General features: G+C 41.8%; 22 protein-coding genes and 1 pseudogene. 5 read left to right on the top strand and 18 right to left on the bottom strand.

Annotated features, from left to right (window positions below):
- Positions 1-53 precede the first annotated feature (53 nt).
- The 6 genes from HGO97_RS06425 to HGO97_RS06400 all read right to left on the bottom strand — a co-directional run bounded on the left by HGO97_RS06425 (position 54) and on the right by HGO97_RS06400 (position 6,779).
- Positions 54-869, bottom strand: a complete 816-nt coding sequence (locus HGO97_RS06425; protein ID WP_216240450.1) for an Mrp/NBP35 family ATP-binding protein — start codon at positions 867-869, stop codon at positions 54-56.
- 132 nt (positions 870-1,001) lie between these two features.
- Complete coding sequence (locus HGO97_RS06420; protein ID WP_216240449.1) at positions 1,002-2,396, bottom strand: MATE family efflux transporter; 1,395 nt, start codon at positions 2,394-2,396, stop codon at positions 1,002-1,004.
- A 233-nt stretch (positions 2,397-2,629) separates the two neighbouring features.
- Positions 2,630-3,781, bottom strand: coding sequence for an ABC transporter permease (locus HGO97_RS06415; protein ID WP_216240448.1), 1,152 nt, complete (start codon positions 3,779-3,781; stop codon positions 2,630-2,632).
- The gene (locus HGO97_RS06410; protein WP_216240447.1) at positions 3,768-4,892 is read right to left on the bottom strand and encodes an ABC transporter permease; all 1,125 of its coding nucleotides are present in this window, start codon (positions 4,890-4,892) and stop codon (positions 3,768-3,770) included. The genes HGO97_RS06415 and HGO97_RS06410 overlap by 14 nt, the downstream gene beginning before the upstream one ends.
- A gap of 10 nt (positions 4,893-4,902) precedes the next feature.
- On the bottom strand, positions 4,903-5,832 hold the full coding sequence (locus HGO97_RS06405; RefSeq protein WP_216240446.1) for an ABC transporter ATP-binding protein: 930 nt from the start codon (positions 5,830-5,832) through the stop codon (positions 4,903-4,905).
- A 41-nt stretch (positions 5,833-5,873) separates the two neighbouring features.
- The gene (locus HGO97_RS06400; protein WP_281419940.1) at positions 5,874-6,779 is read right to left on the bottom strand and encodes an Rpn family recombination-promoting nuclease/putative transposase; all 906 of its coding nucleotides are present in this window, start codon (positions 6,777-6,779) and stop codon (positions 5,874-5,876) included.
- A gap of 441 nt (positions 6,780-7,220) precedes the next feature.
- Here HGO97_RS06400 and HGO97_RS06395 point away from each other — a divergent pair, with 441 nt between their 5' ends.
- The 3 genes from HGO97_RS06395 (at position 7,221) to glgX (ending at position 11,145) form a co-directional block, all read left to right on the top strand.
- Positions 7,221-8,288, top strand: a complete 1,068-nt coding sequence (locus HGO97_RS06395) for a sensor histidine kinase (protein WP_216240445.1) — start codon at positions 7,221-7,223, stop codon at positions 8,286-8,288.
- A 28-nt stretch (positions 8,289-8,316) separates the two neighbouring features.
- Positions 8,317-8,940 (top strand): response regulator, encoded by a 624-nt coding sequence (locus HGO97_RS06390; RefSeq protein ID WP_216240444.1) that lies wholly within the window; start codon positions 8,317-8,319, stop codon positions 8,938-8,940.
- 93 nt (positions 8,941-9,033) lie between these two features.
- Entirely contained in the window at positions 9,034-11,145 is a 2,112-nt protein-coding gene (gene glgX / locus HGO97_RS06385) for a glycogen debranching protein GlgX (protein WP_246597335.1), read from the top strand.
- 143 nt (positions 11,146-11,288) lie between these two features.
- On the opposite strand, the gene HGO97_RS06380 is transcribed toward glgX, so the two are convergent.
- Positions 11,289-11,675, bottom strand: coding sequence for a VOC family protein (locus HGO97_RS06380; RefSeq protein ID WP_216240443.1), 387 nt, complete (start codon positions 11,673-11,675; stop codon positions 11,289-11,291).
- A gap of 31 nt (positions 11,676-11,706) precedes the next feature.
- Positions 11,707-12,528 (bottom strand): helix-turn-helix domain-containing protein, encoded by an 822-nt coding sequence (locus tag HGO97_RS06375; protein ID WP_216240442.1) that lies wholly within the window; start codon positions 12,526-12,528, stop codon positions 11,707-11,709.
- A 428-nt stretch (positions 12,529-12,956) separates the two neighbouring features.
- Between HGO97_RS06375 and HGO97_RS24600 the strand changes: the two are divergent.
- Positions 12,957-14,269, top strand: a pseudogene (locus HGO97_RS24600) (transposase).
- 286 nt (positions 14,270-14,555) lie between these two features.
- Here HGO97_RS24600 and HGO97_RS06365 read toward each other — a convergent pair.
- The 7 genes from HGO97_RS06365 to HGO97_RS06335 all read right to left on the bottom strand — a co-directional run bounded on the left by HGO97_RS06365 (position 14,556) and on the right by HGO97_RS06335 (position 20,759).
- Positions 14,556-14,846 carry a DUF1905 domain-containing protein gene (locus HGO97_RS06365; RefSeq protein WP_216240441.1) on the bottom strand — a complete coding sequence of 97 codons (291 nt, stop codon included), beginning with the start codon at positions 14,844-14,846 and terminating at the stop codon, positions 14,556-14,558.
- A gap of 24 nt (positions 14,847-14,870) precedes the next feature.
- Positions 14,871-15,350: a GNAT family N-acetyltransferase gene (locus HGO97_RS06360; RefSeq protein WP_216240594.1), complete on the bottom strand. Its 480-nt coding sequence runs from the start codon at positions 15,348-15,350 to the stop codon at positions 14,871-14,873.
- Between the two features lie 73 nt (positions 15,351-15,423).
- Entirely contained in the window at positions 15,424-15,810 is a 387-nt protein-coding gene (locus HGO97_RS06355; RefSeq protein ID WP_216240440.1) for an immunogenic protein, read from the bottom strand.
- A 206-nt stretch (positions 15,811-16,016) separates the two neighbouring features.
- Positions 16,017-16,358, bottom strand: a complete 342-nt coding sequence (locus HGO97_RS06350; RefSeq protein WP_216240439.1) for a TIGR04076 family protein — start codon at positions 16,356-16,358, stop codon at positions 16,017-16,019.
- Between the two features lie 76 nt (positions 16,359-16,434).
- Positions 16,435-17,850, bottom strand: coding sequence for a glycoside hydrolase family 1 protein (locus tag HGO97_RS06345; protein ID WP_216240438.1), 1,416 nt, complete (start codon positions 17,848-17,850; stop codon positions 16,435-16,437).
- Positions 17,851-17,863: 13 nt separating this feature from the next.
- Complete coding sequence (locus HGO97_RS06340) at positions 17,864-19,744, bottom strand: beta-glucoside-specific PTS transporter subunit IIABC (RefSeq protein ID WP_216240436.1); 1,881 nt, start codon at positions 19,742-19,744, stop codon at positions 17,864-17,866.
- Positions 19,745-19,928: 184 nt separating this feature from the next.
- Entirely contained in the window at positions 19,929-20,759 is an 831-nt protein-coding gene (locus HGO97_RS06335) for a MurR/RpiR family transcriptional regulator (RefSeq protein WP_216240434.1), read from the bottom strand.
- 160 nt (positions 20,760-20,919) lie between these two features.
- Between HGO97_RS06335 and HGO97_RS06330 the strand changes: the two genes are divergently transcribed.
- Positions 20,920-21,597, top strand: coding sequence for a Crp/Fnr family transcriptional regulator (locus HGO97_RS06330; RefSeq protein ID WP_216240432.1), 678 nt, complete (start codon positions 20,920-20,922; stop codon positions 21,595-21,597).
- A gap of 48 nt (positions 21,598-21,645) precedes the next feature.
- Here HGO97_RS06330 and HGO97_RS06325 read toward each other — a convergent pair whose 3' ends face one another.
- The 3 genes from HGO97_RS06325 to HGO97_RS06315 form a co-directional block, all read right to left on the bottom strand.
- Complete coding sequence (locus tag HGO97_RS06325; protein ID WP_216240431.1) at positions 21,646-23,607, bottom strand: oxidoreductase; 1,962 nt, start codon at positions 23,605-23,607, stop codon at positions 21,646-21,648.
- A gap of 239 nt (positions 23,608-23,846) precedes the next feature.
- The gene (locus HGO97_RS06320) at positions 23,847-24,635 is read right to left on the bottom strand and encodes a hypothetical protein (RefSeq protein WP_216240429.1); all 789 of its coding nucleotides are present in this window, start codon (positions 24,633-24,635) and stop codon (positions 23,847-23,849) included.
- Positions 24,636-24,648: 13 nt separating this feature from the next.
- Positions 24,649-25,494: an ABC transporter ATP-binding protein gene (locus HGO97_RS06315; protein WP_216240426.1), complete on the bottom strand. Its 846-nt coding sequence runs from the start codon at positions 25,492-25,494 to the stop codon at positions 24,649-24,651.
- Positions 25,495-25,511 lie beyond the last annotated feature (17 nt).

Here is a 25,511-nt window from a genome sequence, read left to right as displayed (position 1 = left end):
AAAAATGCCGTTCCACAGCTACGTTTTTACTATGGTACGGCATCTTTTTTATATTACAGTTCAATATCTTTTAAGTATGGATTCTCAGTCTCATAGAACTTCTCAGCCTCGACAGCCTCTGCGATTTTCGTATCGATCGGCATCTTTCCAAGAACCGGAACACCGAGTTCTGCTGCGATCTCATCAATATGGCTTTCGCCAAATACTTTGATTTCTTTGCCGCAGTCAGGACATTTTACATAGCTGTAGTTCTCCACAACACCGAGCACCGGAATGTTCATCTGCTTTGCCATGTTATAAGCCTTCTTCACGATCATCTGAACCAGATCCTGCGGAGATGTCACGATGACAACACCATCTACAGGAAGTGACTGGAATACAGTCAGCGGTACATCACCTGTTCCTGGCGGCATATCCACGAACAGATAATCGATATCTCCCCACATAACATCTGTCCAGAACTGTGTTACAACACCAGAGATAACGGGTCCTCTCCAGATGACCGGTGTATCTTCGTCCTCCAATAACAGGTTGACAGACATGATCCTTGTCTCATCCTTCGCTATACACGGGAACATTCCCTCTTCACTGCCTTTGGCAGTCTCGTGGATTCCGTACATCTTCGGGATAGACGGCCCCGTAATATCTGCATCCAGAATTCCGACTGTATATCCCTTTTCACGCATCATCCTGGCCAGAGACGCCGTCACAAGAGACTTGCCAACACCGCCCTTACCACTGATAACGCCGATTACCTTCTTCACCTGTGAGTACTTGTTGCCAGGGACTCTAAAGTCCTCCTTCTTGCTCTCACATGTACCTGCATGCTCACATCCTGCACAGGATTCTTTGCTGCATTCTTCTGCCATATCAATCTACCTTCTCTCTATAAATAGTAAAATTCAAAACAGGAGCCTGCCCAAGCGGCACGTTCCGTTTTTTATTATAACATAGTTTCTTCAAACGTCAAAGCCCCGAGTTTCGGTTTAAACCTCTTCCCTCTACTCGATCTCGCGTGTCACGTCTTTAATCCATTTATAGCTGCGGTATCTTGCCCATGAGACAGGCACCTTGAGCAGCTCGTCACACATCAGTATCATATAGACCACCGGCACGCTGCACTTGAATACAAAGGCAGCGATCCACCCGCATAGGATGGAGCCGCCCCACATAGTCGAGACATCCAATATCAATCCGAACCTGGTATCTCCACCGGAACGGAATGTTCCGACGATCATGGTGGTATTGAAAGCCTGTGCAATTACAAAATAGGACATTACGAAGAACATAAATCTTAAATATCCCTTTGCTGCATCCGTCAAGGATAAAAATGATGCTGCGATCGGAGACGCGATCAGAATCAGTACACCACCTATGGCCCCCATCACGACACTGAGGATGAGGAAACGATGGGCATATGCCTTGGCATGTTCATATTTCTTCTCCCCAATCGTCTTCCCAAGGTAAATGGCTGTTGCACTGGACAGCCCAAATGCGACGACCGTTGCAAGCTGCCTTGCCACCTGTGCAACGGAATTTGCCGCGACAGCAGCACTTCCCATATGCCCTAGAATTGCAGTATTTGCTGCTGTTCCAAGTCCCCACATGACCTCATTCATAACAACAGGCAGCGCATAGCGCAGGAAATCCTGTAAGAGCACTTTATCTGTTTTCAGGAAATAGCGCACCCTGAATTTAATATCTTTATTAAAGAGTCTGGCATAGCCGAATACAAGAATCAATTCCACGAACCTCGCAATCAGGGTTCCGAGGGCGGCTCCCTGTATTCCCATCACCGGACAACCAAAGAGTCCGAAAATAAAGATGGCATTCAACACCACGTTCACCAAAAGTGAGATCATATATACCACAGTTGCAACGACTACACGTTCCACGCTTCGCATCACATACAGATATACCTGCGTGATTCCCATCAGAACATAGGAAAACGCAACAATTCGAAGATACAGGATTCCCTGTGCAATGACATCTGGATCATTCGTAAAAATCCTCATCAGCAGTCCCGGGATGACCAGGGCCGCCACCATAAAAATCGCTGTAACAACTACTGCTGCCTTCATTCCCAGCGCCAGAATCTTCTCAATTGTCTTCCTGTCTCCTTTTCCCCAGTACTGTGCCGTCAGCACCGTTGCGCCGGATGTCAGCCCAAATAGGAAAAGGACCATGATATACTGTACCTGCCCGGCAAGTGAAGCACCTGAAAGTGCCGTCTCACCTACTTTTCCCAACATAATAACATCGGCCGCAGTCACTCCCACATTGATCAGATTCTGCAGTGCCATGGGGATAACAAGAGCAAATACGCTCTTATAGAACTTCCCCCAGTCGATGTTCAACTCATTTGTCTTATGTATTTTCTTTTTTCCTAACGTCATAAATCTTCTAACCTTTCCTTCTCCCGCTATCCTGTCCGCAGACAGTCTTTACTCCTTATGCTCACCTTAGAAAAGATGTTCCCTGCAAGCTGCAAAGAACATCTTCTAAGAGGATATTATCATAAATTTTGAAAAAGGTACAGCAGAATCTTTATTTCTGATTTTAGTTCTGCATTTTTGTCCGTTCTATTTTTCTAGCGCTCTTTAGGTGCCCAATATCAACACATTTTCCATCATGATCCCAATCTCTGCCTTCTTCCCACGACCATAGCCACACACAGAATTGCCACAGCGAACACCAGTTGGATTCCAAACGCCTGGAAGATCTCCACCCTGATACTTCCGGTGACGGTACCAAACTCAGCCAACAAGTCATTACTCTTTTCATACCAGTAGACAGGCAGGAACTGTGCCACTGTCCTCACTCCTTTTCCCAGCATTTCCATAGGGACGAATACGCCGCACAGGAACCCCATCCCGAGGGAAAGTGTATTCACGATTCCGTTCAGTGCATTGATATTGTTCGTCAGCATCCCGACCAGGTAGGACATGGCCAGAGCCACCACCAGCATGATAAGGGCATTGAGCATATAGTAAAGCATACTCCCGCTCTTCATGAATTCGCTTCCATGTAATGCAAAACCGCCCGCGATGCTGATTCCCCACAGGAACAGCCCGAACAAAAATGCTGCCAGAAGCGCTTCCAGATTCTGCCGCTGTACGGAAACAGCGCTTGCCTGCATCCTCTTGCGGATATCCGCCTTGTGAAATGAGGAAAGGATACTTCCCAGCACATAGCAGAGGACATTGATCATCATATACGGAATGAAACGATAGTAGTAATTATAACCGGGAGTCACACCTCCATTACCGCCCTCATCCAGCATCGTGACCTTCGGCTCCTCTTTTCCATTGACTGCCTTTACAGTCTCCTCCACAGTATAACCGGCCGCATCATAGGTCTTCGCACTGTTCAAAAAGCTGTTGATCTGCTGGTCGATGTAAAAGCTTGTGTAGGAACCTGGAATCTTGGTCACAGAGAGCTTTTCATCCTGCTTAAGACATTTCTCTTCAAATCCTGCCGGAATCTTTACGATATATTGAATATTTCCATAAAACAGATTCTCCTGCAGTACTTTCTTGTCATTCTCCATCGGAATTACCTGATGATATTTCTCCAGATATTCGTGCAGTCCCATTGCCAGGGTGCCTCCATCTTCATCCACAAATCCGATTTTCATGCTCTCTGCCTGATAAGTACCATCCATGCTCTGTTTTGTTGCCGCCTGAATCATCAATGTAATGAAAAAGAAAATTCCCACGTACAAAAGAATAATCGGGGCATTTTGTTTTATAATCTTAAGATATCCCTTAAATACTGTCATAACGTTCCCTCCTGACCACCAGAAATGAGCCGATTGTCAGCACCGCCGACATGATGACCAGTGTCACCAGATTCCGCGTATACCGCGCCGGGTCATCATAGACATTGATACAGTAAAATGCATCCGCAATCAGCGCTGCCGGGTTGATGCGGTTGATGATCGGGAAGCTTCTATCCACCGTGTCTTTCACGTTTCCATTCATCAATCCTGCCAGGAAACTGCAGATCATCGAGACTCCCAGAATCAGGGCAACCTTTACGCCTTCTCCCATCCTTCCAAGACTGCTGATAAAAAGCCCCATGGAGACCCCGATCATGCATCCAACGAAGGATACAAGCAGCATCTTCGGCATTTCTCCCGTGAATTCCATATGAAGCCCATAACGCAGATATAAAATCAGAATCACGACGTTGATAAAATGCAGTCCGAATGCCGTCACCATTTCCGAGAGGATCAGCTTCATCTTATGGGTCGGAGTCACACACCGCCGTGCCGCCAGAGCCGACAGGTTTGCCTGCAGCGTCATTGCCGATCCAAATCCGATAAAACAGCCATACAGACATGCCATAGCAATCAGTGCATAGAAAGAGGCTGCGTTACCGTCCGTTGTCTTTCCGCCGAGTGAGACCTGAGTCACCAGCTCCTCATAATTTTCCAGCTGTGCTGCCGCCGCACCAAGTCCCTCCGGATGATCTGCGGCAATATTTTCCATCGTCGTCTTTGCATCCCCATAACTATCCAACAGGGCCTGAAGAATGCTCTCCTCGATTCCGACGCCGCCTACAGTCAGTGACGGTGTCTCTCCTGCATAATAGATGCCTGCTACCTTCTTATCCTTCAAAGCCTTTAAGGCATCCTTTTCCTTCATCTCTTTAATCTGGATCAGCCTGGAGTCATCCGATTCCACCCCATTCAGGAATTCCAGAAATGCGTCATCCTTCTCCTGCGAAACCACCACTGCTGCCGGCACCGTCTCGAAGTCCGCCTCATCCGCTTTCCCAAAGGAAATATAGAAAAATGTCGCCAGTATCAGCGGAAAAATCAGAGGCCAGAAGATCTCGTTGAAATTCTTAAGCTTCACTTTCACGTCATATTTCATTAAATGTAACATAAGCTCCCTCCTAATCCCTCAGTTCTTTTCCCGTGATTTCCAGGAAAACATCATTTAACGTAGGCAGTTCAGAGAAGACTCTTCCGAAAGAAATATTCTCATCCTGCAGATAATTCAGGATCCTGACCAGGTTATGCTTTGCCCCCGTACAGCGCACAGTGAGCACCTGTGACTCGTACTTCACATCAAATACATGTGGAAGATTCCTGACTGCCTGAATCTGCTCCTTCTCCAGTACCGCTGCCTCTATGGTCACTGTCTCGCCCGTCTTGATCATTGACTTTAATTCTTCCGTCGTCCCTACTGCAATGCTTCTGCCGTGGTCCATGATGGCGATCCGGGTACAGATCTGCTCCACCTCTTCCATATAATGAGAGGTGTAGATAATTGTGGACCCCTGTCGGTTCAACTCCTGAATCCCTTCCAGAATCCGGTTCCTGCTCTGCGGATCTACCGCCACCGTCGGTTCATCCAGGATAATCAGGCGGGGCTTATGTGCGATTCCACAGGCGATATTCAGACGCCTTAAGAGCCCTCCCGACAATTTCTTCGGACGTATCTTCACATATTCCTCCAGCCCCACAAAATGGATGGCTTCCTCCACCAGTTCTTTCCTTCGCCCCTTCTCCTTCACATACAGCCCACAGAAATAATCAATATTTTCATAAACTGTCAGCTCATCAAATACCGCTACATTCTGCAGCACAATACCAATCTGCTGCTTCACCTTATAATTATCGGGGGCCATCTTCTCCCCCATGATTTCTACAGTGCCCTTTTCATATTTCAATAGTGCCAGCATACAACTGATCGCTGTCGTCTTTCCTGAGCCGTTCGGTCCCAGAAGACCAAAGATCTCACCCTCTTTTATTTCCAGGTTCAGGTGGTCCAATGCTACTAGACTGCCATAACTTTTTACTAGATTATTTATCTTGATCATGTTCTTTCCTCCTATGTCCGGTCTGCGTGGTTGTCTATGCATCACTCCCCAACCGGTTTTCTATAATTACAGTATAAAGGAATCTCACACCGGATAGTAGTGTCATCCGTCACAACATCGGCATGACAAATGTCCTGAATCGTCTCTACAGGTTCCTCCAACGCCTCCGCGGCCTCTGCAGGAGATATTCCTTTGTCATATTTTTTCCTGATTAGTGCAATTAACTTTAATAACTCCCCCTTTTCAATTCCCTCTCTTATCCCCTGATTTGTAGCCGTCCTTATCCTGCTGATTTCATCACTGATGGCCATCTCTCTGCGAAGATAGAGATACCGTTCCATCTCGCTTTGATTGATCTTCTCCATCTCATCTTTTGCTGCTTCCATATAAGGATTCTCCCTTGCTTCCATATATATTGCCTCCCAGTCCGTTGCCGCCAGCATCTTCGCCCAGTGATAAAGGTCCTGGTCCCCTCCATCCCGGCATGTGCTTTCCAGTTTTTTTAATTCTATCACATGGAAAATAAATTTACTACTGTAGACTTCCTTCGTCTTGTCATCCATCAGCAGAATCCGGTGATGGAATCCTGGACTCTCCATATACGAAAAATTTAAGATTCCGATATGGATACATGGCTCCATCTCTCCATATGTATTTCCATGCAGAAACCCTTCTGTAAACATCCTGCAATTGTAGAATAAGCTCCGTTCCGACCAATCCTCCTGATAGCGGTTCTGCAGTTCGATATTAATCTTCCGGGAATCATTCAGATGGAGTTTGATATCAAGGATTCCTTCTTTCTCATCCTCCATCTCTCCGGCTTCGGATAGGTCAAGAATTTCGAGCCGGACAATCTCCTCTTCCTTTAACTCCATAACTGCCATCAAAAAACCTTTTGTGACTTTAGGATTCTTGAAAACTTTCCGAAAAGCATAATCATTAGTCAGGCAGATGTTCAGACGTTCATTGCTGGCCGCAAGTGAACGAAGATATTCCTCCCGGGAAAGAGCTTTTCTAATGGGTTACTGCTGCTGTTTTTGTTGCATCATAGACTTATGTCCTCCTTTATATGTTGAAAGGAAGAAAATACTGCTATACGAAACAAATATCACCCTCGAACGATTTAATCATAACATGAGGGATGAAGCGTTACAAGTGGAGTCGTACTATAAAATTCTAAAATTAATTATGCGCTTTAGCCGCGGAACAAATGAAGGAGGACGCCAATTTTCCTATCCATTCCGCGGCTAAAGCGCGTCACTATCCTCTGATTCTTGATTTGTTTCGCAAAACAGATTTGTTTCACAAGACTTTCATGAGTTTTGAATTCGTGTTATACTGAGGATAACTTATTTTTGATTTTCGCTATCGGCACGAAGGAGACTTCCATGAGAAATATAAAAGATACTTGTCTATTATTCATTTACTGTTTTTTTACACTCTTTACTGTCCGTGCGGATTTTTTCTATGTACTGGCATTCCTGGCCGCTCTGATTCTGTGCTGCATGGATTATTTTATAGAGAGCCGTGGAATTCTTCTGCTATGTTCTTTTCTTTTTCTGGCTGCTGCATGGATCAATCCGACATTTTTATACTTCCTTCCTGCTGTTTCCTACCTACTTTTCCGAAGGAGATATTACGCGCTGATACTGGCAGGAGGCTGTGCTGCACTTTACTTTTTCTGTCTCAAAGACGTGAATTATTTTCCATTCTGCCTCTGCATATTCGGAGGAATTCTGGCTTACTTTATGGAACAGAACACAAGAGATTATGAACAGTTAGATTCCTTATACCGACATACCCGGGATGACAGCAGAGAATCGAACCTGCTGCTTACCGAGAAAAACCATATCCTTCTCGAAAAGCAAGATTATGAAATCTATACCGCGACTCTAAAGGAACGCAATCGGATTGCCCGGGAGATTCATGACAATGTGGGGCATCTCCTCTCCCGCTCTATCCTGATGGTAGGTGCCTTAAAGGCAGTGAATCAAACTTCTGCTTTAGCCGAACCATTAGATACCTTAGATTCCACTCTGAATTCTGCAATGGACAGTATCCGCAGCAGTGTGCATGACCTGCACGATGAGGCCATAAACTTAAAAGAGGCTGTCTTAAGTCTTCTCAAGGATTTTACCTTCTGCCCGGTCTCCTTTCAATATGATATGGACAGGGAGATTCCCAGGGACATTAAGTATAGTTTTATCAGTATTACAAAGGAAGCTCTGTCCAATATCATCAAACACAGCAATGCCACCCAGGTCCGGCTGGTCATGCGTGAGCATCCTGCCCTATATCAGTTATGCATCGAGGATAACGGAACAGAGGCTGTGTTATCTGATACCGGAATCGGGCTAATTAATATGAAGGAACGCATCCAGGCATTAAAAGGCAATATGCAGGTTCAGACACAGAATGGATTTAAGATATTTATTACAGTTCCAAAGGAACAATAAAATAATTTTTGACGAAAGGCGAGTAAAAATGAACATTTTAATTGTAGATGACGACTGCCTTGTAGCAGGGGCATTGAAGACAATTCTGGAGGCAACTAAAGGACTTCATGTCCCAGCCTGCGGCAGTGACGGAACGGAAGCGGTTTCCCTATATCGTAAGTTTCAACCAGATGTACTTCTGATGGACATCCGTATGAAGGAAATGAACGGGCTCGAGGCTTCTGCCGAGATCTTGAGGGAATTCCCAGATGCACGAATTCTTCTGCTTACTACTTTTTCCGATGATGAATACATTATCAAGGCGTTGAAACTGGGTGCAAAAGGATATCTGTTAAAACAGGATTATCAAAATATCGTGCCGGCCATCCAGGCAGTTTTTTCAGGACAGACGGTATTTGGCAATGAGATCGTATCGAAGATTCCCTCTCTACTGCAGAAGAAGCAGTCCTTTTGTTATGAGGATTATGACATCAACGACAGAGAATTGGAAATCATCGGATTGATCGCCGAGGGAATGAGCAATAAAGAGATTGCCTCAAGGCTCTATCTGAGTGAGGGAACGGTAAGGAATTATCTGAGTGCGATTCTTGAAAAACTGAACCTGCGCGACCGTACCCAGGTTGCGGTATTTTTTTACCAGCACAAATCCTGACGTATTTTAGCCTTCATCCGGTATCTTTCATCAACTATTTGACCTATTTTCAAAAAGGATTCCGCCATCTGCATTTTCTGCGGAAGAAAGGATATGTATATGACTGTACACGCTACTGACTTGTCCCTTGTCCCCACCGACCAGCTTCAGCCTTTAGATACCATCGAAGGCTTTCAGGTACGGCCTGGATTTTTCAATACCTTTGGGGCAACCATCATCCCTGGCGGGGTGAATTTTACCATCCAGTCACACGGTGCCACTTCCTGCGAACTGCTGCTTTTCCACCGCATGGCAGAGGAGCCCTTTGCGGCCCTTAGATTTCCCGAAAACTATAAAATCGGCTTTGTCTATTCCATGATCGTATTCGGCCTGGATATTGAAGAATTTGAATATGCTTACCGTTTGGATGGCCCTTACGATGAACAAAAAGGGCTTCGATTCGATAAGACCAAGATTCTTTTAGACCCCTACGCAAGAGCCGTAACAGGCCAGAGCCGTTGGGGCGTCACTAACTGCTGCGAGCATGGCTACCGTGCCAGGGTGGTGCGCAACAACTTTGACTGGGGCCTGGAAAAGCAGCCGCAGATTCCAATGGAAGACCTAATCATCTATGAGACCCATGTGCGCGGTTTTACAAAAGATACTTCCTCAGGAGTCTGCTGTCCCGGTACTTTTCTCGGACTCAATGACAAGATCCCTTATCTGAAAGAGCTGGGCATCAACGCTGTTGAACTAATGCCAGTATTTGAATTTGATGAGATGAGGGATGTACGTGTGGTGGATGACCATCTACTAATCGATTACTGGGGATATAATTCTGTCTGCTTCTTTGCCCCCAATACCAGCTATGCCTCTTCCATTGAGTACAACCGGGAAGGCCGCGAATTGAAGGAGCTTATCAAAGCGCTTCATGACAATGGCATCGATGTGATTCTAGATGTGGTATTCAATCATACTGCCGAGGGAAATGAACTGGGGCCAAGCTTCTGCTTCAAGGGCTTCGATAACAATATTTACTATATGCTCACGCCGGACGGCTATTACTATAATTTCAGCGGCTGTGGCAATACCCTGAACTGCAATCATCCTGTAGTACAGCAATTGATTCTGGACTGTCTGCGCTACTGGGTGACAGATTACCGGGTGGACGGGTTCCGCTTCGACCTCGCATCCATCCTGGGACGAAATGAAGACGGCTCCCCTATGAACCAGCCGCCATTATTAAGAAGCCTTGCTTTCGACCCGATTCTGGGAACGGTGAAGCTAATTGCAGAAGCCTGGGACGCTGGCGGCCTCTATCAGGTTGGCTCCTTTCCTTCCTGGCGCCGCTGGGCCGAATGGAATGGAAAATACAGAGATGATATGAGACGTTTCCTGAAAGGGGATGGTGGGCTTGCAGAGGCTGCCGCACAGAGGATGCTTGGATCACCGGACCTTTATGACCCTGCCTCCAGAGGCTTGAGCGCATCCGTTAACTTTATTACCTGTCACGACGGATTTACATTAAATGACCTCTATTCCTACAACGAGAAACACAACGAGGCAAACGGCTGGAATAACACCGACGGTTCGAACGACAATAACAGTTGGAACTGCGGTGTGGAAGGTGAGACAGATAATCCGGAAGTACTGGCACTACGCCTCAAGATGATGAGGAATGCCTGTGCTGTCCTGATGTGCAGCCGCGGAACTCCTATGTTCCTCGCAGGAGATGAATTCGGAGATACCCGGTTCGGGAATAACAATCCCTACTGCCAGGATAATGAGATTTCCTGGCTGGACTGGAGCCTGCTTGAGACGAATCAGGAGCTGTTCGGGTTCTTCCGGTATATGATAGCCTTTCGCAAGAAACACCGTGTGATAAGAAAAGACTTGGATGCAGGCAGCTTTGGTTTTCCAAATACCAGTATTCATGGACTGACACCATGGACACCGGATACAAGCCCGGAATCCCGGACTGTCTGTGTCATGTTCGCGGGCTTTGATGCAGAAAATCAGAAAGAGGACGTGGTTTATGTGGCTGTCAATCCCTACTGGCGGACGTTGGAGCTTATACTGCCCGAACTGCCGGAAGGGATAAGGTGGCATATTGCAGTCAATACCGGGGATCCGGCACATACGACATTTCCAGAGGGCCAGATGCCAATGGCAGACGGCAGCGTACTGCTTGGGGGACGGTCCGTGATTGTATTCGTGGCTGAATAAAACACCGTGATTTGGAAGATACCATGTTGAAAGCCCCCATAAAGAATTTTGTTGATCCTTGTTGCACAAATAAGGCAGATGCAACTACATCTGCCTTATTCATATTATTCTATTTCTGATCAGTTTTGTTTTCTTACTACCTTTTATTCATGAGATGAAATGGTAAGAATATTATGATTGTTGTCAAAAACTGCAAATTCGTCTTTCCCATAAAAGGTCTGATGGAGTTCCTTAACCACCTCGACATTCCCTTTCAATTCTTCATAAAGCTCTTTTACATCATCAACAGTTATAAATAAAGTAAATGCTGGCTTTATTAAATCTGTCTGCAAACTAGGATATTCTTCCTCCAATGATTCTTTTGACTGGAACATGATCGAAATATCATCCTTAACAATAATCGCAAAGTTAAAATCTTCCGACTCATTTGGAACTGTAACAACGGGTGTAAACCCCAATTTTTTCTCATAAAACTCCATGCTTTCTTTTACACTATCCACCATGATATTTGTAGTGATCGTCTTATACATAATCATACACTCCTTTCTCTTTTCGCCATAATTATAAAATAGTATTGGCAGAGTGTATTGTATAAATTGGACATATTTTATATTTTTCTAATAGGGCTGTGGGCAGGATGCCAGTATATCTTTTAATCTCTTTAATAAAATGGGCCTGGTCATAAAAGCCACTTTCTACCGCAATATCCTGTAAACTTATGCTTTTATCAAACAATAGTGTCACGCATTTATGCAGACGTAAAATATTCAATAATACTTTCGGAGAAATCCCATAATGTTTCAGAAATACCCTTTGAAGCTGACGGCTTTCGTAACCCAGTGTTTTACCTATATCACGGACACATTGATTTGTTGGATTATAATATAAATCATCCACAAAACGGATAAAACTGATATCGTCTGCATTTGAAATATGAAACCGTAAATAATTCTTTAGAATCTCTATCTGTTCCCAGATATCCGTTGTATGAAAAACAGCCGACAAATCATACTTCTTTTCTATATCAGAAAACGCTACTGTATGGTCCATTACTGTATCACCTTTGACATGAAACAGGCTGTAAACAGCTCCCGGCTTAAAACGGATTCCCATTAAATTTATGCTGCCCTCTAAAGAAACCGTTTCTGTATTTTTACTAAAGCCAGTAAATACCATCATGTGAGTATTTAAATCTATCAGCAGGTCAATACATCCATCAGGCAAGACTGTATTGAAAACCGGCTTCACCAGCCGTTGTTTAGATGTGATATGCCATATACACATGATGTAATCTTGTAGATCACCAATACAATATTCATGGTATGTGAGATTTTTTCTGTATGTTTCGTCTAATAACTGGGGGATCTGTCTTGGGTAGTACATCTTATAATTTCCTTTAACTCTTTTTTCAGTAATAGAATTTTACCATTCTAATCTTCCTGAATACTTTTGCGATACTGCTTCAATTTGTATATTTTATCACTCATAATAACCTTCCCCTTACTGCCAAAATCAGCAAGCTTTAACTCGACACATCTGAACAATTGATTACTCAACAACGTCTTTTGATTTGAACTCTTTTGAGAAAATAAATAAAAAATGAAACTGTTCCATATCTTCTCTATTGTATCAGATGAACCTAGACAATGTATATCAATTTAACTCCTCACCACTTTTACCTAAAATGAAATTTTAAATTCCATCCCCACATTTGAGGGTGGAATTTACTCCTGCACAGTAAAGGTTTACTCTTTCATATATAAATGATAAGGTTATCTTTCTTTTTTACAGCAGTAGAAAGAAGGATATCTATGAGTAAATATATTCCTGGAAACCAGAAACACCTTTCCCTTGAAGACCGCATTTATATCGAAAATGAACTGAACAAAGGGGAATCATTTAAGAACATTGCCTGCTTTCTTTGCAAGGATCCAACAACCATTTCCAAAGAAGTAAAGGCCCACCGTCTATCAGACTGGTATCACAAAGGTACCTTCTATAATGCCCGTAACTTTTGTGCAAAACGTTTCCATTGTAAAAAAACGAATGCCTGCGGGAAAATCATCCTTTGTGGTGTAAAATGTACCTCCTGCCCTACCTGCAATCAGACCTGCAGGGACTTTGTAAAGGAACAGTGCAAACGATTAGATAAGGCTCCCTATGTATGTAATGGCTGCACAAAGAGAATCAGTCATTGTACAATAGCCCATAAATATAGATACGATGCACGTTTTGCTGATAGAAAATACAGGAAAAACTTTCCAGATCCAGAGCTGGTGTGAACATGACAAAACATGAAATGCACAAGAAGGATAGCATTGTATCTCCCTTAATCGAGCAAGGACAATTGCCCTACCAGATCGTTACAAACCATCTAGAACTGGATATGTCTGTCCGGTCCCTATATATCTACCTTGATCAAGGCCTGTTCACAGCCAGAAATATTGATTTGAAACGTAAGCCAGGATTTAAACCTCGAAAATGTCACAAAACACAGATCACAAGCAGAGCTGTATTTGAGAACAGATTATACAGCGATTTTTGCGAGCTGCAGTTATCCTCTTTCGTTGAAATGGATACTGTTCACTCGTCTAGAGGATCCAGCAAGACGCTGTTAACCTTCTTCTTTACCAAGGACAAGCTCTTTCTTGCTTTTCTCCTGAATCGTTGCACAAAAGGAGCTGTGCGGCTCATCTTCGACCGTTTGGAAAAGCGGATGGGGACTTATGAATTTTTATCTATCTTCGAGCATATCCTGACCGACAGGGGATCAGAATTCGGTGATCCTGTTGCCCTGGAAACAGGAATAGACGATTTCCAGCGAACCAGCATCTACTATTGTGCCCCCATGCGTAGTGGACAGAAGGTTGGACTGGAACAGGCACACACTATGCTTCGCATGGTACTCCCCAAAGGAATCAGCTTTGAATTTCTGACTCAGTGGGATGTGAATCTAATTGTGAATCACATCAACTCAACTCCGAAAAAAAGTCTAAATGGCAGAACAGCCTATGATGCCGCAGTAGAGACACTTGGAGAAGAAGCCTTAAACGCATTTCAGCTTAAGCGCATTGAGCCTGATCAGGTCAGTCTGACGCCTAAGCTGATTCGCTTTAACCGTTAACAACCACCTAGAAATCTGCTGTCGGACTAGAAATTAAACTTCCACATTTTTCCAATGTGACCAGTGGAATTTAGTCTAGCACACTACCTTCCAGTGGTCCGTTTGTCATATCCTGAAATCAACTTATTTCTAAGAAGTTGTTCTTATTATAACAAAAATATGCGTTTTCAGCCTACAAAACTCCTAGAAAATCAATAACTTTTAAATAGGTGTGGAATTTACTTCTGCACTGGAATTTACTTTTTCAAGTTAGCCTCACCACTTTTACTCCTCATTCATCCGAAGGTCACTCTTCCTGTTCCTGTATTGTTACCCTGATTGTATCCCCCGGATATTTGTTCACTTTTTTCTGGATACTTTTAAGAACGCCTATGATATAACAAATAGAGCCATCTGAGTTTTTTACTCCCATATTCACAACACTGCCTTCATATGGAACACCGTCAAATACTGCGTGTACTTTCACACGACCTTTTCCAAATTCTTTTCTTATATCATATGGGAACCTGACAAAAGCTCCACCTTTTTCTGGCACAGCTTCAATCACTGCTTCAAATTCATATACTTTATCATTCATAACAAACTCCCTGTATTATACTTTTTATTGTGCCAGTTTCTTCAATGTATCACCTGACAGCCTGTACACAGTCCAATCCGACATAGGTTCTGCACCAAGTGACCTGTAAAAATCTATACTTGGTTTATTCCAGTCAAGGCACCACCATTCCAGTCGGCCGCACTTACGCTCAACTGCTATCTCTGCTAGTCTTTTCAGTATAGCTTTCCCATATCCTTTGCCTCTATATTCCGGCAAAACATACAAATCTTCCAGATACAGGCCTGCTCTCCCTAAAAAGGTAGAAAAGTTATGAAAAAATAAAGCAAATCCAACTTCTTCGCCGCCAACAACAGCAAATATTACCTCTGCCTTTTTCTTATCAAAAATCTGCTCTTCTAGTGTAGGCTCGTCAGCTATCACCTCGTCCAACATCTTCTCATATTCAGCCAAATCTTTGATAAATTTCAAAATCAACGAAACATCTTTTCGCTCTGCAAATCTAAACTTTAATTCTGTACTCATGATCTCTGTAATCTCCATTCTGAATTTCAGTCTGACAAACCCCATATGTTATTATACCTATTTGCTGTTTCAATTACGATATCCCTACAATAACGGCGTCTTCAACTTTAAAATAATCGCTCATGCTGCTGCTCAATCCACTGGCCTTCCATGCCTGTTCAAATGTAATATTCTCAATATTACTGAGAATCACAAAAGTACTATCCCTGGCAGCATTTCTCAATCTGCCTGTTACTTCCAACTTGTATTTATAAGTGTACTCATCTGTTTTCCATGTACCATCACTCATCTCATAATATTTCGTAGTTATGATCACTTTTGAATCTTCAGGATATGCATTAATAAGTTCTTCCGAGGTTTCTTCAAAGGTATTAACTACATAGGGCTCATTCTTACTTTTCGAGCATCCAAACAGTCCTGATACACATATTATTGATAAAATTATCATAACTTTTTTCATATAGATTCCTCTTGATTTGCAATACAATAGTCCTAATATCCAATGTTCAGTTCCTAATTTTTATCCTCTATATGAACTTATTGTAACACTTCACTTTATAAAAAACACCTTATTTCTCAATTGTTTTATTCGTGTAAAACTGCTTACCCTATTAACTGTTTCAAGCCGCCCATCTGGACGGCTCAAATCATAAACTTACTATTTCTTTATTGTTTTTCTTCTTTTGGGAAGAGATTTTCCGCCTCTTCATCCAGCCTGGTGATCTTAAATACTACGGGGCGAATTCCATCATTGCAACAGTTGATTGATACTCCCGGTGTCTGGATCCAGTCTCCGTAAAGAAGGGTTTTATCATCCATGTGGCACAAAGCAAATACATACTGATAAATCGCCTTCCAGGCTTCATCACAAAACCCTTCTGGTTTTGCAAAGTCGGCATAAAATACTTCTCCGACCTTATGAGCCGGACATTTGCATGTGACGCCATACTCTTTTGCAAGTTCTTCATCCCATGTAGTTTTAATTACTTCAATCTTACATTTCTTCATAATTCATATGTCCCCTTTCCGATTATAATTCCAGAACGCAGGCATCCACCTACGCCCCGGCATTGTATTTACTTCGCTATTTTAAAGACTCTCCATTTGTTTCAATTACGTTTTTGTACCAATAGAATGATTCCTTTTTATATCGATTCAATGTACCGGAACCGTCATCGTTTCTATCCACATAAATCATACCATATCTCTTTGAGATCGCAGCTGAAGTATTTGCAATCAAATCAATACAGCCCCAGGCTGTGTATCCCAGTACTTCAACACCATCCTGAATCGCTTCTGACACCTGTAATAAATGTTTCCGCAAATAATCAATACGATAAGAATCCTTTACAGTATATGTATCATTTTCTTTCACTAAGGTATCTTTTGCGCCTAATCCATTTTCGACAATGAAAATAGGAAGCTGATAACGATCATAATACTGATTCAAAATATATCTTAATCCCTGTGGGTCAATCTGCCATCCCCATTCTGATTCCTCTAAGTATGGGTTCTTTACCGCACTCATGATATTTCCCTGTGAGAGGATGTTCTTCTCCTCATCTGCGGTTGCACAATAGCTCATATAATAACTGATTGATATGAAATCCACTGTATTTTTCAATGCTTCTCTGTCTTCATCCGTAATTACTAAATGAATATCATTTTCCCGAAAGAACCGTTTCATATAGCCTGGATAATCACCTCTGCAATGAACATCTGCAAAAAAGAGGGACTGTCTGTCTTTCTTTAATGCTTCCAAAACATCGGATGGTTCACATGTCAAAGGATAGTGAGGGCTTCCAGCAATCATGCAGCCTACCTTCATATCTGGATCAATTTCATGACCAAGTTTTGTAACCACTGCAGAAGCCACCAATTGATAATGAATCGCCTGATACAGCTCTGTCTGGTCCATCTCTTCCGCCTTCTGATTAATTCCACCTCCATTAAAAGGAGCATGAAGCATCATATTGATTTCATTAAATGTCAGCCACATCTTAACTTTATCTTTGTATCTCCTAAATACCGTTTCTGCATAATGCAGGAAAAAATCAATCATTTTACGATTCGTCCAGCCGCCATATTCCGTTGCCAGGTATAATGGCATCTCATAATGTGATAATGTAACCAATGGCTGAATTCCATATTTCAATAATTCATCAAATACATCATCATAAAACTTGAGACCAGCCTCATTCGGTTCCTGTTCATCTCCTTTCGGAAATATTCTGCTCCATGCAATCGACATGCGGAACACCTTAAATCCCATCTCTGCAAATAAGGCGATATCTTCTTTATATCTGTGGTAACAATCTACTGCTTTTTCTTTCAGGGAAAATCCGGCAGGCGGAATTAATGGCTTTTCAAATACCCCCTCGGTTAACGCGTCTGCAGTACTGTATCCTTTACCGTCTTCCAGAATGGCGCCCTCACACTGGTTTGCCGCTACAGCTCCGCCCCAGAGAAAATCTTTAGGAAAATATACTGTTTTATTCATAATTCAACCTCTCTTATTTCACTTTTAAAATTGCTGTTCCATGTTTCTGGTCCTCTAAATTTACAATTTGAATCTCTGTAAATTCATCGGTGTTTGTTACAATAAGTGGTGTTACTGTCTGGAAACCTGCTTTCTTCACCTTTTCAATATCACAGATAAGGAGCAGATCCCCCTTCTTTACCGTTTGTCCTTCTTCTACTTTTACATTAAAGTACTTTCCATCCAATTTCACCGTATCAATTCCTACATGTATTAAAAGTTCTACTCCATCTTCACTTACCACACCAATTGCATGTTTTGTTGGAAATACAGTCACAATTGTTCCATTAACTGGCGAATAAATCTCACCACCTGTTAATTCTACTGCGACCCCTTTACCAAGCATTTCTCCGGCAAATGTAGGATCCGATACTTCTGATAGAGGAATTCTTTTTCCATCTGCAACTGACACGATCTCGACTTTTTCTTTAACTGCAGCTTTTAATGCTGTCTCTGTATTTTTCTCCTCCACACTGGCTGCCACAACATCTTTGTATCCATAAAGCCAGACAAGAACAAATGTAATGACAAAGGCAATCACCATTGAGATTACAGAATGAATCAGATTACGCCATCCATCCGGTCCAATATAAGCTACTAATGCCAATAAGCCAGGCGAGCAGAAGCTGTAGCATTTTGTATTCATAATACCTGCATAAAGACCTCCTACAGCACCTCCGGCCATAACACATCCAAGGACCTTTTTAAATCTTAATGTAACACTGAATAACGCCGGTTCTGTTGTTCCGAGAAGTGCTGTAAATCCTGATGTTAATGCTGTCTGCTTTAACTCTGTCTTTTTTGTTTTTAATCCTACCGCCAGTGATGCCGCTGCCTGTGCCATATTACTCGGTAAGTTCCCTGGTCCGGATAATTGCTCATATCCGGTTGCCGCTATAGACTGTAACATAAATGGAACCAGACCATAATGCATACCAACTGTAATCATTAACGGGAAAATTCCTCCTAAAATTGCCGGAATCAGCCAGCCGATTGGAGAACTCATTGCTCCATTTAATACAGTACTTATTCCTACTCCTAAAACAAAACCAATAGGTCCTAACACTATAAATGTCAACAGACCGACAATCAGTAAACTTAATACTGGCTTAAAGAAGAATTCCACAATTTTTGGAATTACTTTATCCAGTAATTTATCAACATATTTGAATGCAACTGACATTAAAATAACTGGTATAACACTTGAATTATAGGACGCCAGTGTTACCGGAATCCCAAATGCAGAACTGAAATGAATATTAAAAGCATCCGTAATCAGTGCTGTATAATTTGGATGGATCAATGCTGCTGCCAATGCAATATTTAAAAATGTGTTGGTATTTAATTTTTTCGAACATGTAACTGCAAGCATCACTGGCAGGAAATACAAAGGCGCATCACCAATTACATTAAGAAACAGATATGTACTTCCTGATGAATCTAAACCAATCAGTACTGCCAGAGAAAGAAATGCTTTGATCAGTCCGGCACCGATAATTGCCGGTAATACTGGTGTAAAAATAGAAGCGACAAAATCAAAAATGATTTCTGATACTTTCATTTTCTTTCCTGAAGCTTTCCCATTACTATTTTTCCCATTACTATTCATATCCCCTAAAAGCTTTTGAACCTCTGCGTATGCCTCTGGAACATTCTGTCCTATAATGACCTGAAACTGTCCTCCATTTTTTGCAACACCTAAAACACCTTTTATGTCTTTCACCTGTTCTTCATTCACATTACTATCCTCTTTTAATGTGAAGCGAAGACGTGTCGCACAATGTGTCAGACTTGAAATGTTGTCTTTACCTCCAACCTCGGAAATCAACTCTTTTGCTAAATTTTTGAAATCCATTTTTCTCCTCCTTGTTCATATCCTTATGTTTTTCCTTACTTTATGTTGTTTTATATTGTTGCCTGCAACATGTTTTATGAGATTAAAATACATGATTTTTTTTATTTATAAAAGTGAAAATGGACCGATTGTTCCAATGGTCCATTTATCATCTTTTACTATTTGGTTGTTTTGAAACTTTGTTTCATTTTTGCCGCATTTTCCATATTTCAATAGCAGCCTCTAAATTCTCTTGATAATGATCAACAATTAAAGAGGTAAAAATCACATCAATGATATAATTTGCAGAAGTAATAGATGTAATCACTTCCATACTCATAATATTCTTCTTAGTATCGATCTGAATGAACTCATGACAGACTTTTCTTAACTCTTCACTGTCTTCGCCACCCAGCCCAACAATAAATACACCGTGCTCGCTCAGAAATTTTGCTGTATGAATCATCCCTGAATTACTGCCTGTAAAAGAAATGACAAATGCAACACGTTTCTTTTTATTGACCATGATATTATGTTCGTTCACTCCGTTATAAGCGGATGCCTCCACTCCTACTGTCATAAATTTGAATGCAGCTGAACGGGCCACTGTATAGGTAATACCCATTCCATAGAACTCAACTTTTTCTGACTGCCTGATTCGGTTAATAACCCGGCGTATCACATTTCTGTCAAAACCAAGCTTTGTATTCGAAATTGCTTTATCATAAATAGATGGCAATACATTTACAATATCTTCATATGTACTTTCTCCATTTACTGGTTCTTCGCTAAGTAAAGCTTCTATTCTCGTAACTTCCTGCCTTTCCAAAACAATCTGCTGCCGGAAATCCTGATATTTTTGAAATCCCAGCTTTTTGCATAATCGAATCACACTTGCTTTGCTCGTATAAGACTGATCTGCCAGCTGAATGACCGTCATACCGCCAATTTCATTCATATGCTGCAATATAAATTGCGCAATCATCTTTTCACTGTTCGTAAATTCTTTCTGTTCCTTCAAAGTATCCAGTACCATAGACATTCTCCTTTGATAAAAAACATTTTATTTTCTCTTTATTTTATAGCGGAACAAATGATAAAACAATATTTATTTTCTGCTTTTTATGCTATGATAATCACGTATTTGAAGGATTGATCATCATCCTATTGAAGGAAAATGAAAGGAGCAATTGCAAATGTTAATACCGCGCTACTACTTTTCTGGTGAATATACCCAACTCTATGATTATTTTCTATCACAGCCGCATTCCGTCCGCACCTTTCACAAGGGAGATTACATATGGAAACCAGACGAATACATTCAAAAAACGTATTTTATCTTATCAGGAATTTGTGTCACTTCCGCCACTCATGAAGATGGCTATCAGAAAATTTTATATTTTCATAGTGTGGGTTCCGTTTTTCCTGGTTTTCATCAATCCAATTTTAAAATTGAAAAGTCTCTGACTACAACCGCTCTTTCTGACATGGATACTTTAGAATTTTCGCGGGATGATTTTTATCGCATGTTTCAGGAAAATCAAAAGCTAAGTGCAATTGCTTTTGAATCGTACGCAAAATATATCAATTTGCTCATTTACGAGACTGCACATCAGGAATACAACAATTCATTTATTAAGCTATGTAACTTATTATATTTATTTTCACAGAATTCTCCCAGCGGGAGTTCTAACCACATTGATCTGACTCAGGAAAATATCGCTGATATTTTAACCTTAAATCGTGTCAATGTTGCTAAGAGTCTGTCCCGCCTGAGAGATGAGGGAATTATCATATCTCACCGAAAGTGGATTGAGATTTCTGACCTGGAACGTTTACGTGACTATTGTTCACACGAAACACTTGATATATAATTTTTCTTCTTTGGCATGGCATATCTGCATTTTATATGCCATGCATTTTTACAGATTTCTTGCGATTCGATACCCTTCTGTGACTGCATCTGCAATTTTCCTTGTCTGTCTGAAATCACCAATCTGATATACTTCTTCCACACAATTTTGAAGTCCATCATATAAGGAAGAACTGTTTCTATAACCAACTGCCAGGATTGTATCATCTACAGAAATGGTTTCATTTTTACCATTCACTTCTACAATGATCTCCTGGTCTTTTACTTCTATCAGCTTCGTATTTTTATGTACGGCCGCACCTGTTTCTTTCAATACTTTTAACTGGGAATGCCGTGTTACATAAGAAGCATCTTTTAACACATCATCCTGCATTTCTACAATATGTACTTTGCATCCCTGCGCCGACAACACATGTGCCGTCTCACATCCAACTAAGCCGCCGCCAATGATCGCAACAGTTCCTGCAACGCTCTTTTCTTTTCGAAGGACTTCATCCGCTGTGACTGTCTTTTCAATTCCTCTTATTGGAGGTATGATTGGTTCAGCTCCGGCTGCAATAATGACTGCATCTGCCTGACATTCCTGGATGACATCTTCTGTTGCTTCTGTTTCCAGACATACCATAACATTTGACTCATTCAGACATGATCTCAGATACTGTAAATACTCTTCATACTGTTCCTTTTTATAAGATGGCGCCGCTACAATATCCAGTTTCCCACCTATTTTATTTGTCTTTTCAAACAGTGTTACACGATGTCCTCTTTTTTCTGCTGTTAAAGCTGCCTGAATTCCTCCTGGTCCAGCTCCTACAACGACAACATTTTTCTTCTTTGCAGCTGGCTGTATTTCACCCTCAAATTCCTTTCCGTGTTCTGGGTTAATCGCGCATGATGTGCATTTCCCCATCCATAAGGTATGAAGACAATAATTACATCTAAGACATGGTTTTACAGGCTTATTATGTAATGCTTTATTCACCCATTCTGGATCTGCAATCCATTTTCTTCCCACACTGACAAAATCAAGTACATGATTCTCCAAGAGATTCTGCATTTCTGCTGGATCTGATAATTTATTTTCGAATATAACCGGTTTTGTTACAGCCTGCTTGAATTTACGGAAATTTTCCATATAAATATCATTTGTTACATAGGCACTAGGTACAATGTATTCCTGATCATAGTAATTACCAATTCTAAGATGGAACGCATCTGCAAGATTCATTCTTTCCAGAGTCTGTGCGACTGCAATTGTTTCTTCCACAATCATTCCTCTCTGGACAGATACGCCTTCTGGTAAAAGGTCGTCCATATTCAGGCTGACAATCAGTGGATATTCTTCTCCTACAACTTTTTTGACTTCCTGTAATGTTTCAATAAGAAATGTCATTCTCTTCTCTAAACTTCCACCATATTCATCTGTTCTTTGATTCCAGGCTGGTGATAGAAACTGATTGATTAAATATCCACCTCCGCCCATTACTAAAAGAGCATCAAAGCCCGCAGTTTTTAATCTCCCTGCCGCTTCTGCATACGTACGGATCATATGCCTGATTTCTGCCTTTGTCATCGTTCTTGCTTTAATAGAGGGGTCATACTGTGTATCGCAGTCAGATGGTGCCAATGGTGGATATTTATCCTCCACCTTATCCGCATACCTTCCACTTCCCATTGTTAATTCACATGCTATTTTTGCTCCATAAACATGAACTGCATCAGCCGCTTCTGCAAATTCCTTCACTCTCTCATCACAGTCAATTACCGGAAACTGCATCAATCTTGGATAAGGCATAATTTCTCTTTCCGCCTGTGTTGCACAAGTAAAAATTAATCCACAGCCACCTTTCGCGCGGGCTTCAAAGGTCTTTACCTGTCTGTAGCTCATGCTGGAATCTTCTTCATTTCCCGAAAAGTATTTAAAGTCCATTGGTGCCATGCAGATACGGTTCTTCAACTGCATATTACCAATCTTTGCTGGTTTTAATAACTCTCCATAAGTATTCCTCATTTTTAATTGCCTCCTGATATTCTGTTTTTGCCAGCTGCTTTGCTGACACTTGAGACAAATTTAATACTTTTACAATAATAGTTCTGTAGTAAAAGCTACAAAAGAAAATTTTATGGAGCTTCTTAGGACACACCATCACTCTGATTCTATTCCTCTGTAATTAACTCAAGTCTCTTTCCACCATTCCAGATGGTATAAATGTAATTCATCCACTGTGAATCTGCCCCCTGCTTCCTTATTTACTTAATATCCTTTTTAGAAAAACTATAACTCATAAAACAGATCAGCATTGCAGAAAACAACAGCAAAAATACCACAGACAAAGCCGTCTGCATCCATGGCACATCCCCTTTCATCATTAACTGATTACTCCAATATGGCGGCATGAGTCTTGCAATCACATTTTCGGCTCCGGCCATATAATTCACAGCATACATGATAACCATAGTGAGAATGAAGGTGACAAACGGCCCTGTTTTGATTCCTATCAGGAAACAGATGGCAGTCAAAGCAAAGTATACCACCGCCTGGAGCATCATGGATGCTATGATTTCCCATGTAGAAAGGCCATCTATGGTAGAGGCAAACGTACCTGCTCCCAGCGGAGAATTTGAAACAAACAGATAATAGGAGACCATGCAGGCAAGAATGGTCCCTGCTATAGCCACTGCAGCCACAATCATAACCGCCACATATTTTCCTGCCACCACTGTATGCCTTTTCCCGATCCTTAAAAGCTCCATCTTAATCTGCCCATGTTCAATTTCTCCCGAAAACTGAAATGCAGCAAAAAGAATAAGAAGTATCCCCATGATTCCAAGGCCTGACAGTACGTTCCATATAATGAATACAAAATCCATACAGGAATACCTTCCACCTGCACCTACAGTCAGATTTAATTTTATAAATCCTTTCGCGTAACCAAAGGAAATCAGTACAGCCAGTATCATAGGTATCAATAAAATGAGGCTGCTCTTTCTATGTGTGTTTTTATATAGTTCGGTCTTGATCACCTGTTTTAATCCCATTCCATTTCTCCTCCTATCGCATTAACTCTATCAATGATGCACCGCTTTTTTTCAGGTTCATATAGGTGTCAGCATACTTGATTACCCCATCGTTCAATACCGCAATATCATCTGCCAGGTCACAGACCTCGGTAAGCTGATGACTGGAAAAGATAATTGCAGTCTGATTTTCCCTGCACAGACTGCGCAGTAAATCCTTGACCTCTTCGATGCCAATCGGGTCCAGGCCTACAAACGGTTCATCCAAAATCAATATCTCCGGCCTGGTGAGCAGCGACTGTGCAAGAGCCAGCCTTTGCTTCATGCCAAAGGAAAAATTCCTCACACATTTATTCTTTGCCTCCGTAAGTCCTACGAAAGACAGCAGCTCCTCAATCCGGCTTTTTTGTTCTGATAATGGAACAGAATCGGTCAGCATCACAGCCACTTTCATATTCTGCCAGGCTGTCATATCCTCATAAAAAACCACATCCACTAAAGAACCCATTCTCGCTTTCATATTTCCATCCGAAGGGTTCAACTTTTTTCCGTCAAACAGGATCGTCCCCTGGTAATTGGTATTCAATCCCAGAACAGATTTCATCAGCGTAGTCTTTCCTGCTCCGTTTTTTCCAATTAGCCCCAGGATTCTGCCCTTTCTGCATTGAAATGTCACATCTTTCAGAACTGGGAAATTTTTATAACCTTTCTGTAAATGTCTGATATCTAATAACACTTCCTGATTCATTTCGTCATTTCCTCCTACTTGTCCTTTATATAGATAATAACTGCCGCAACCGCCAGCAATATCAAAATCAGGATTGGAATGATTAATTTCCACAGCCTTGCGTTCCCCCTTTCCACTTCCTGATTCTAACAAAAAAAAGAACAGCCCTC

Source organism: Faecalicatena faecalis (assembly GCF_012524165.2).
In the GTDB taxonomy this organism is placed as follows: Bacteria; Bacillota; Clostridia; order Lachnospirales; family Lachnospiraceae; genus Faecalicatena_A; species Faecalicatena_A faecalis.
Note: the sequence above shows the minus strand (reverse complement) of the source record. Positions and strands in the feature narration are given on the sequence as shown.

Bases quoted from the DNA above. Each gene is read 5' to 3' on its own strand.
- HGO97_RS06395 (WP_216240445.1), top strand. From the start codon at position 7,221: ATGAGAAATATAAAAGATACTTGTCTATTATTCATTTACTGTTTTTTT.
- HGO97_RS06330 (WP_216240432.1), top strand. From the start codon at position 20,920: ATGTTAATACCGCGCTACTACTTTTCTGGTGAATATACCCAACTCTAT.
- HGO97_RS06415 (WP_216240448.1), bottom strand. From the start codon at position 3,781: ATGACAGTATTTAAGGGATATCTTAAGATTATAAAACAAAATGCCCCG.
- HGO97_RS06380 (WP_216240443.1), bottom strand. From the start codon at position 11,675: ATGTATAAGACGATCACTACAAATATCATGGTGGATAGTGTAAAAGAA.
- glgX (WP_246597335.1), top strand. From the start codon at position 9,034: ATGTATATGACTGTACACGCTACTGACTTGTCCCTTGTCCCCACCGAC.
- HGO97_RS06360 (WP_216240594.1), bottom strand. From the start codon at position 15,350: ATGAGTACAGAATTAAAGTTTAGATTTGCAGAGCGAAAAGATGTTTCG.
- HGO97_RS06335 (WP_216240434.1), bottom strand. From the start codon at position 20,759: ATGGTACTGGATACTTTGAAGGAACAGAAAGAATTTACGAACAGTGAA.
- HGO97_RS06425 (WP_216240450.1), bottom strand. From the start codon at position 869: ATGGCAGAAGAATGCAGCAAAGAATCCTGTGCAGGATGTGAGCATGCA.
- HGO97_RS06365 (WP_216240441.1), bottom strand. From the start codon at position 14,846: ATGAATGATAAAGTATATGAATTTGAAGCAGTGATTGAAGCTGTGCCA.
- HGO97_RS06320 (WP_216240429.1), bottom strand. From the start codon at position 24,635: ATGGGATTAAAACAGGTGATCAAGACCGAACTATATAAAAACACACAT.
- HGO97_RS06340 (WP_216240436.1), bottom strand. From the start codon at position 19,744: ATGGATTTCAAAAATTTAGCAAAAGAGTTGATTTCCGAGGTTGGAGGT.
- HGO97_RS06355 (WP_216240440.1), bottom strand. From the start codon at position 15,810: ATGAAAAAAGTTATGATAATTTTATCAATAATATGTGTATCAGGACTG.
- HGO97_RS06410 (WP_216240447.1), bottom strand. From the start codon at position 4,892: ATGTTACATTTAATGAAATATGACGTGAAAGTGAAGCTTAAGAATTTC.
- HGO97_RS06350 (WP_216240439.1), bottom strand. From the start codon at position 16,358: ATGAAGAAATGTAAGATTGAAGTAATTAAAACTACATGGGATGAAGAA.
- HGO97_RS06345 (WP_216240438.1), bottom strand. From the start codon at position 17,850: ATGAATAAAACAGTATATTTTCCTAAAGATTTTCTCTGGGGCGGAGCT.
- HGO97_RS06375 (WP_216240442.1), bottom strand. From the start codon at position 12,528: ATGTACTACCCAAGACAGATCCCCCAGTTATTAGACGAAACATACAGA.
- HGO97_RS06325 (WP_216240431.1), bottom strand. From the start codon at position 23,607: ATGAGGAATACTTATGGAGAGTTATTAAAACCAGCAAAGATTGGTAAT.
- HGO97_RS06390 (WP_216240444.1), top strand. From the start codon at position 8,317: ATGAACATTTTAATTGTAGATGACGACTGCCTTGTAGCAGGGGCATTG.
- HGO97_RS06420 (WP_216240449.1), bottom strand. From the start codon at position 2,396: ATGACGTTAGGAAAAAAGAAAATACATAAGACAAATGAGTTGAACATC.
- HGO97_RS06405 (WP_216240446.1), bottom strand. From the start codon at position 5,832: ATGATCAAGATAAATAATCTAGTAAAAAGTTATGGCAGTCTAGTAGCA.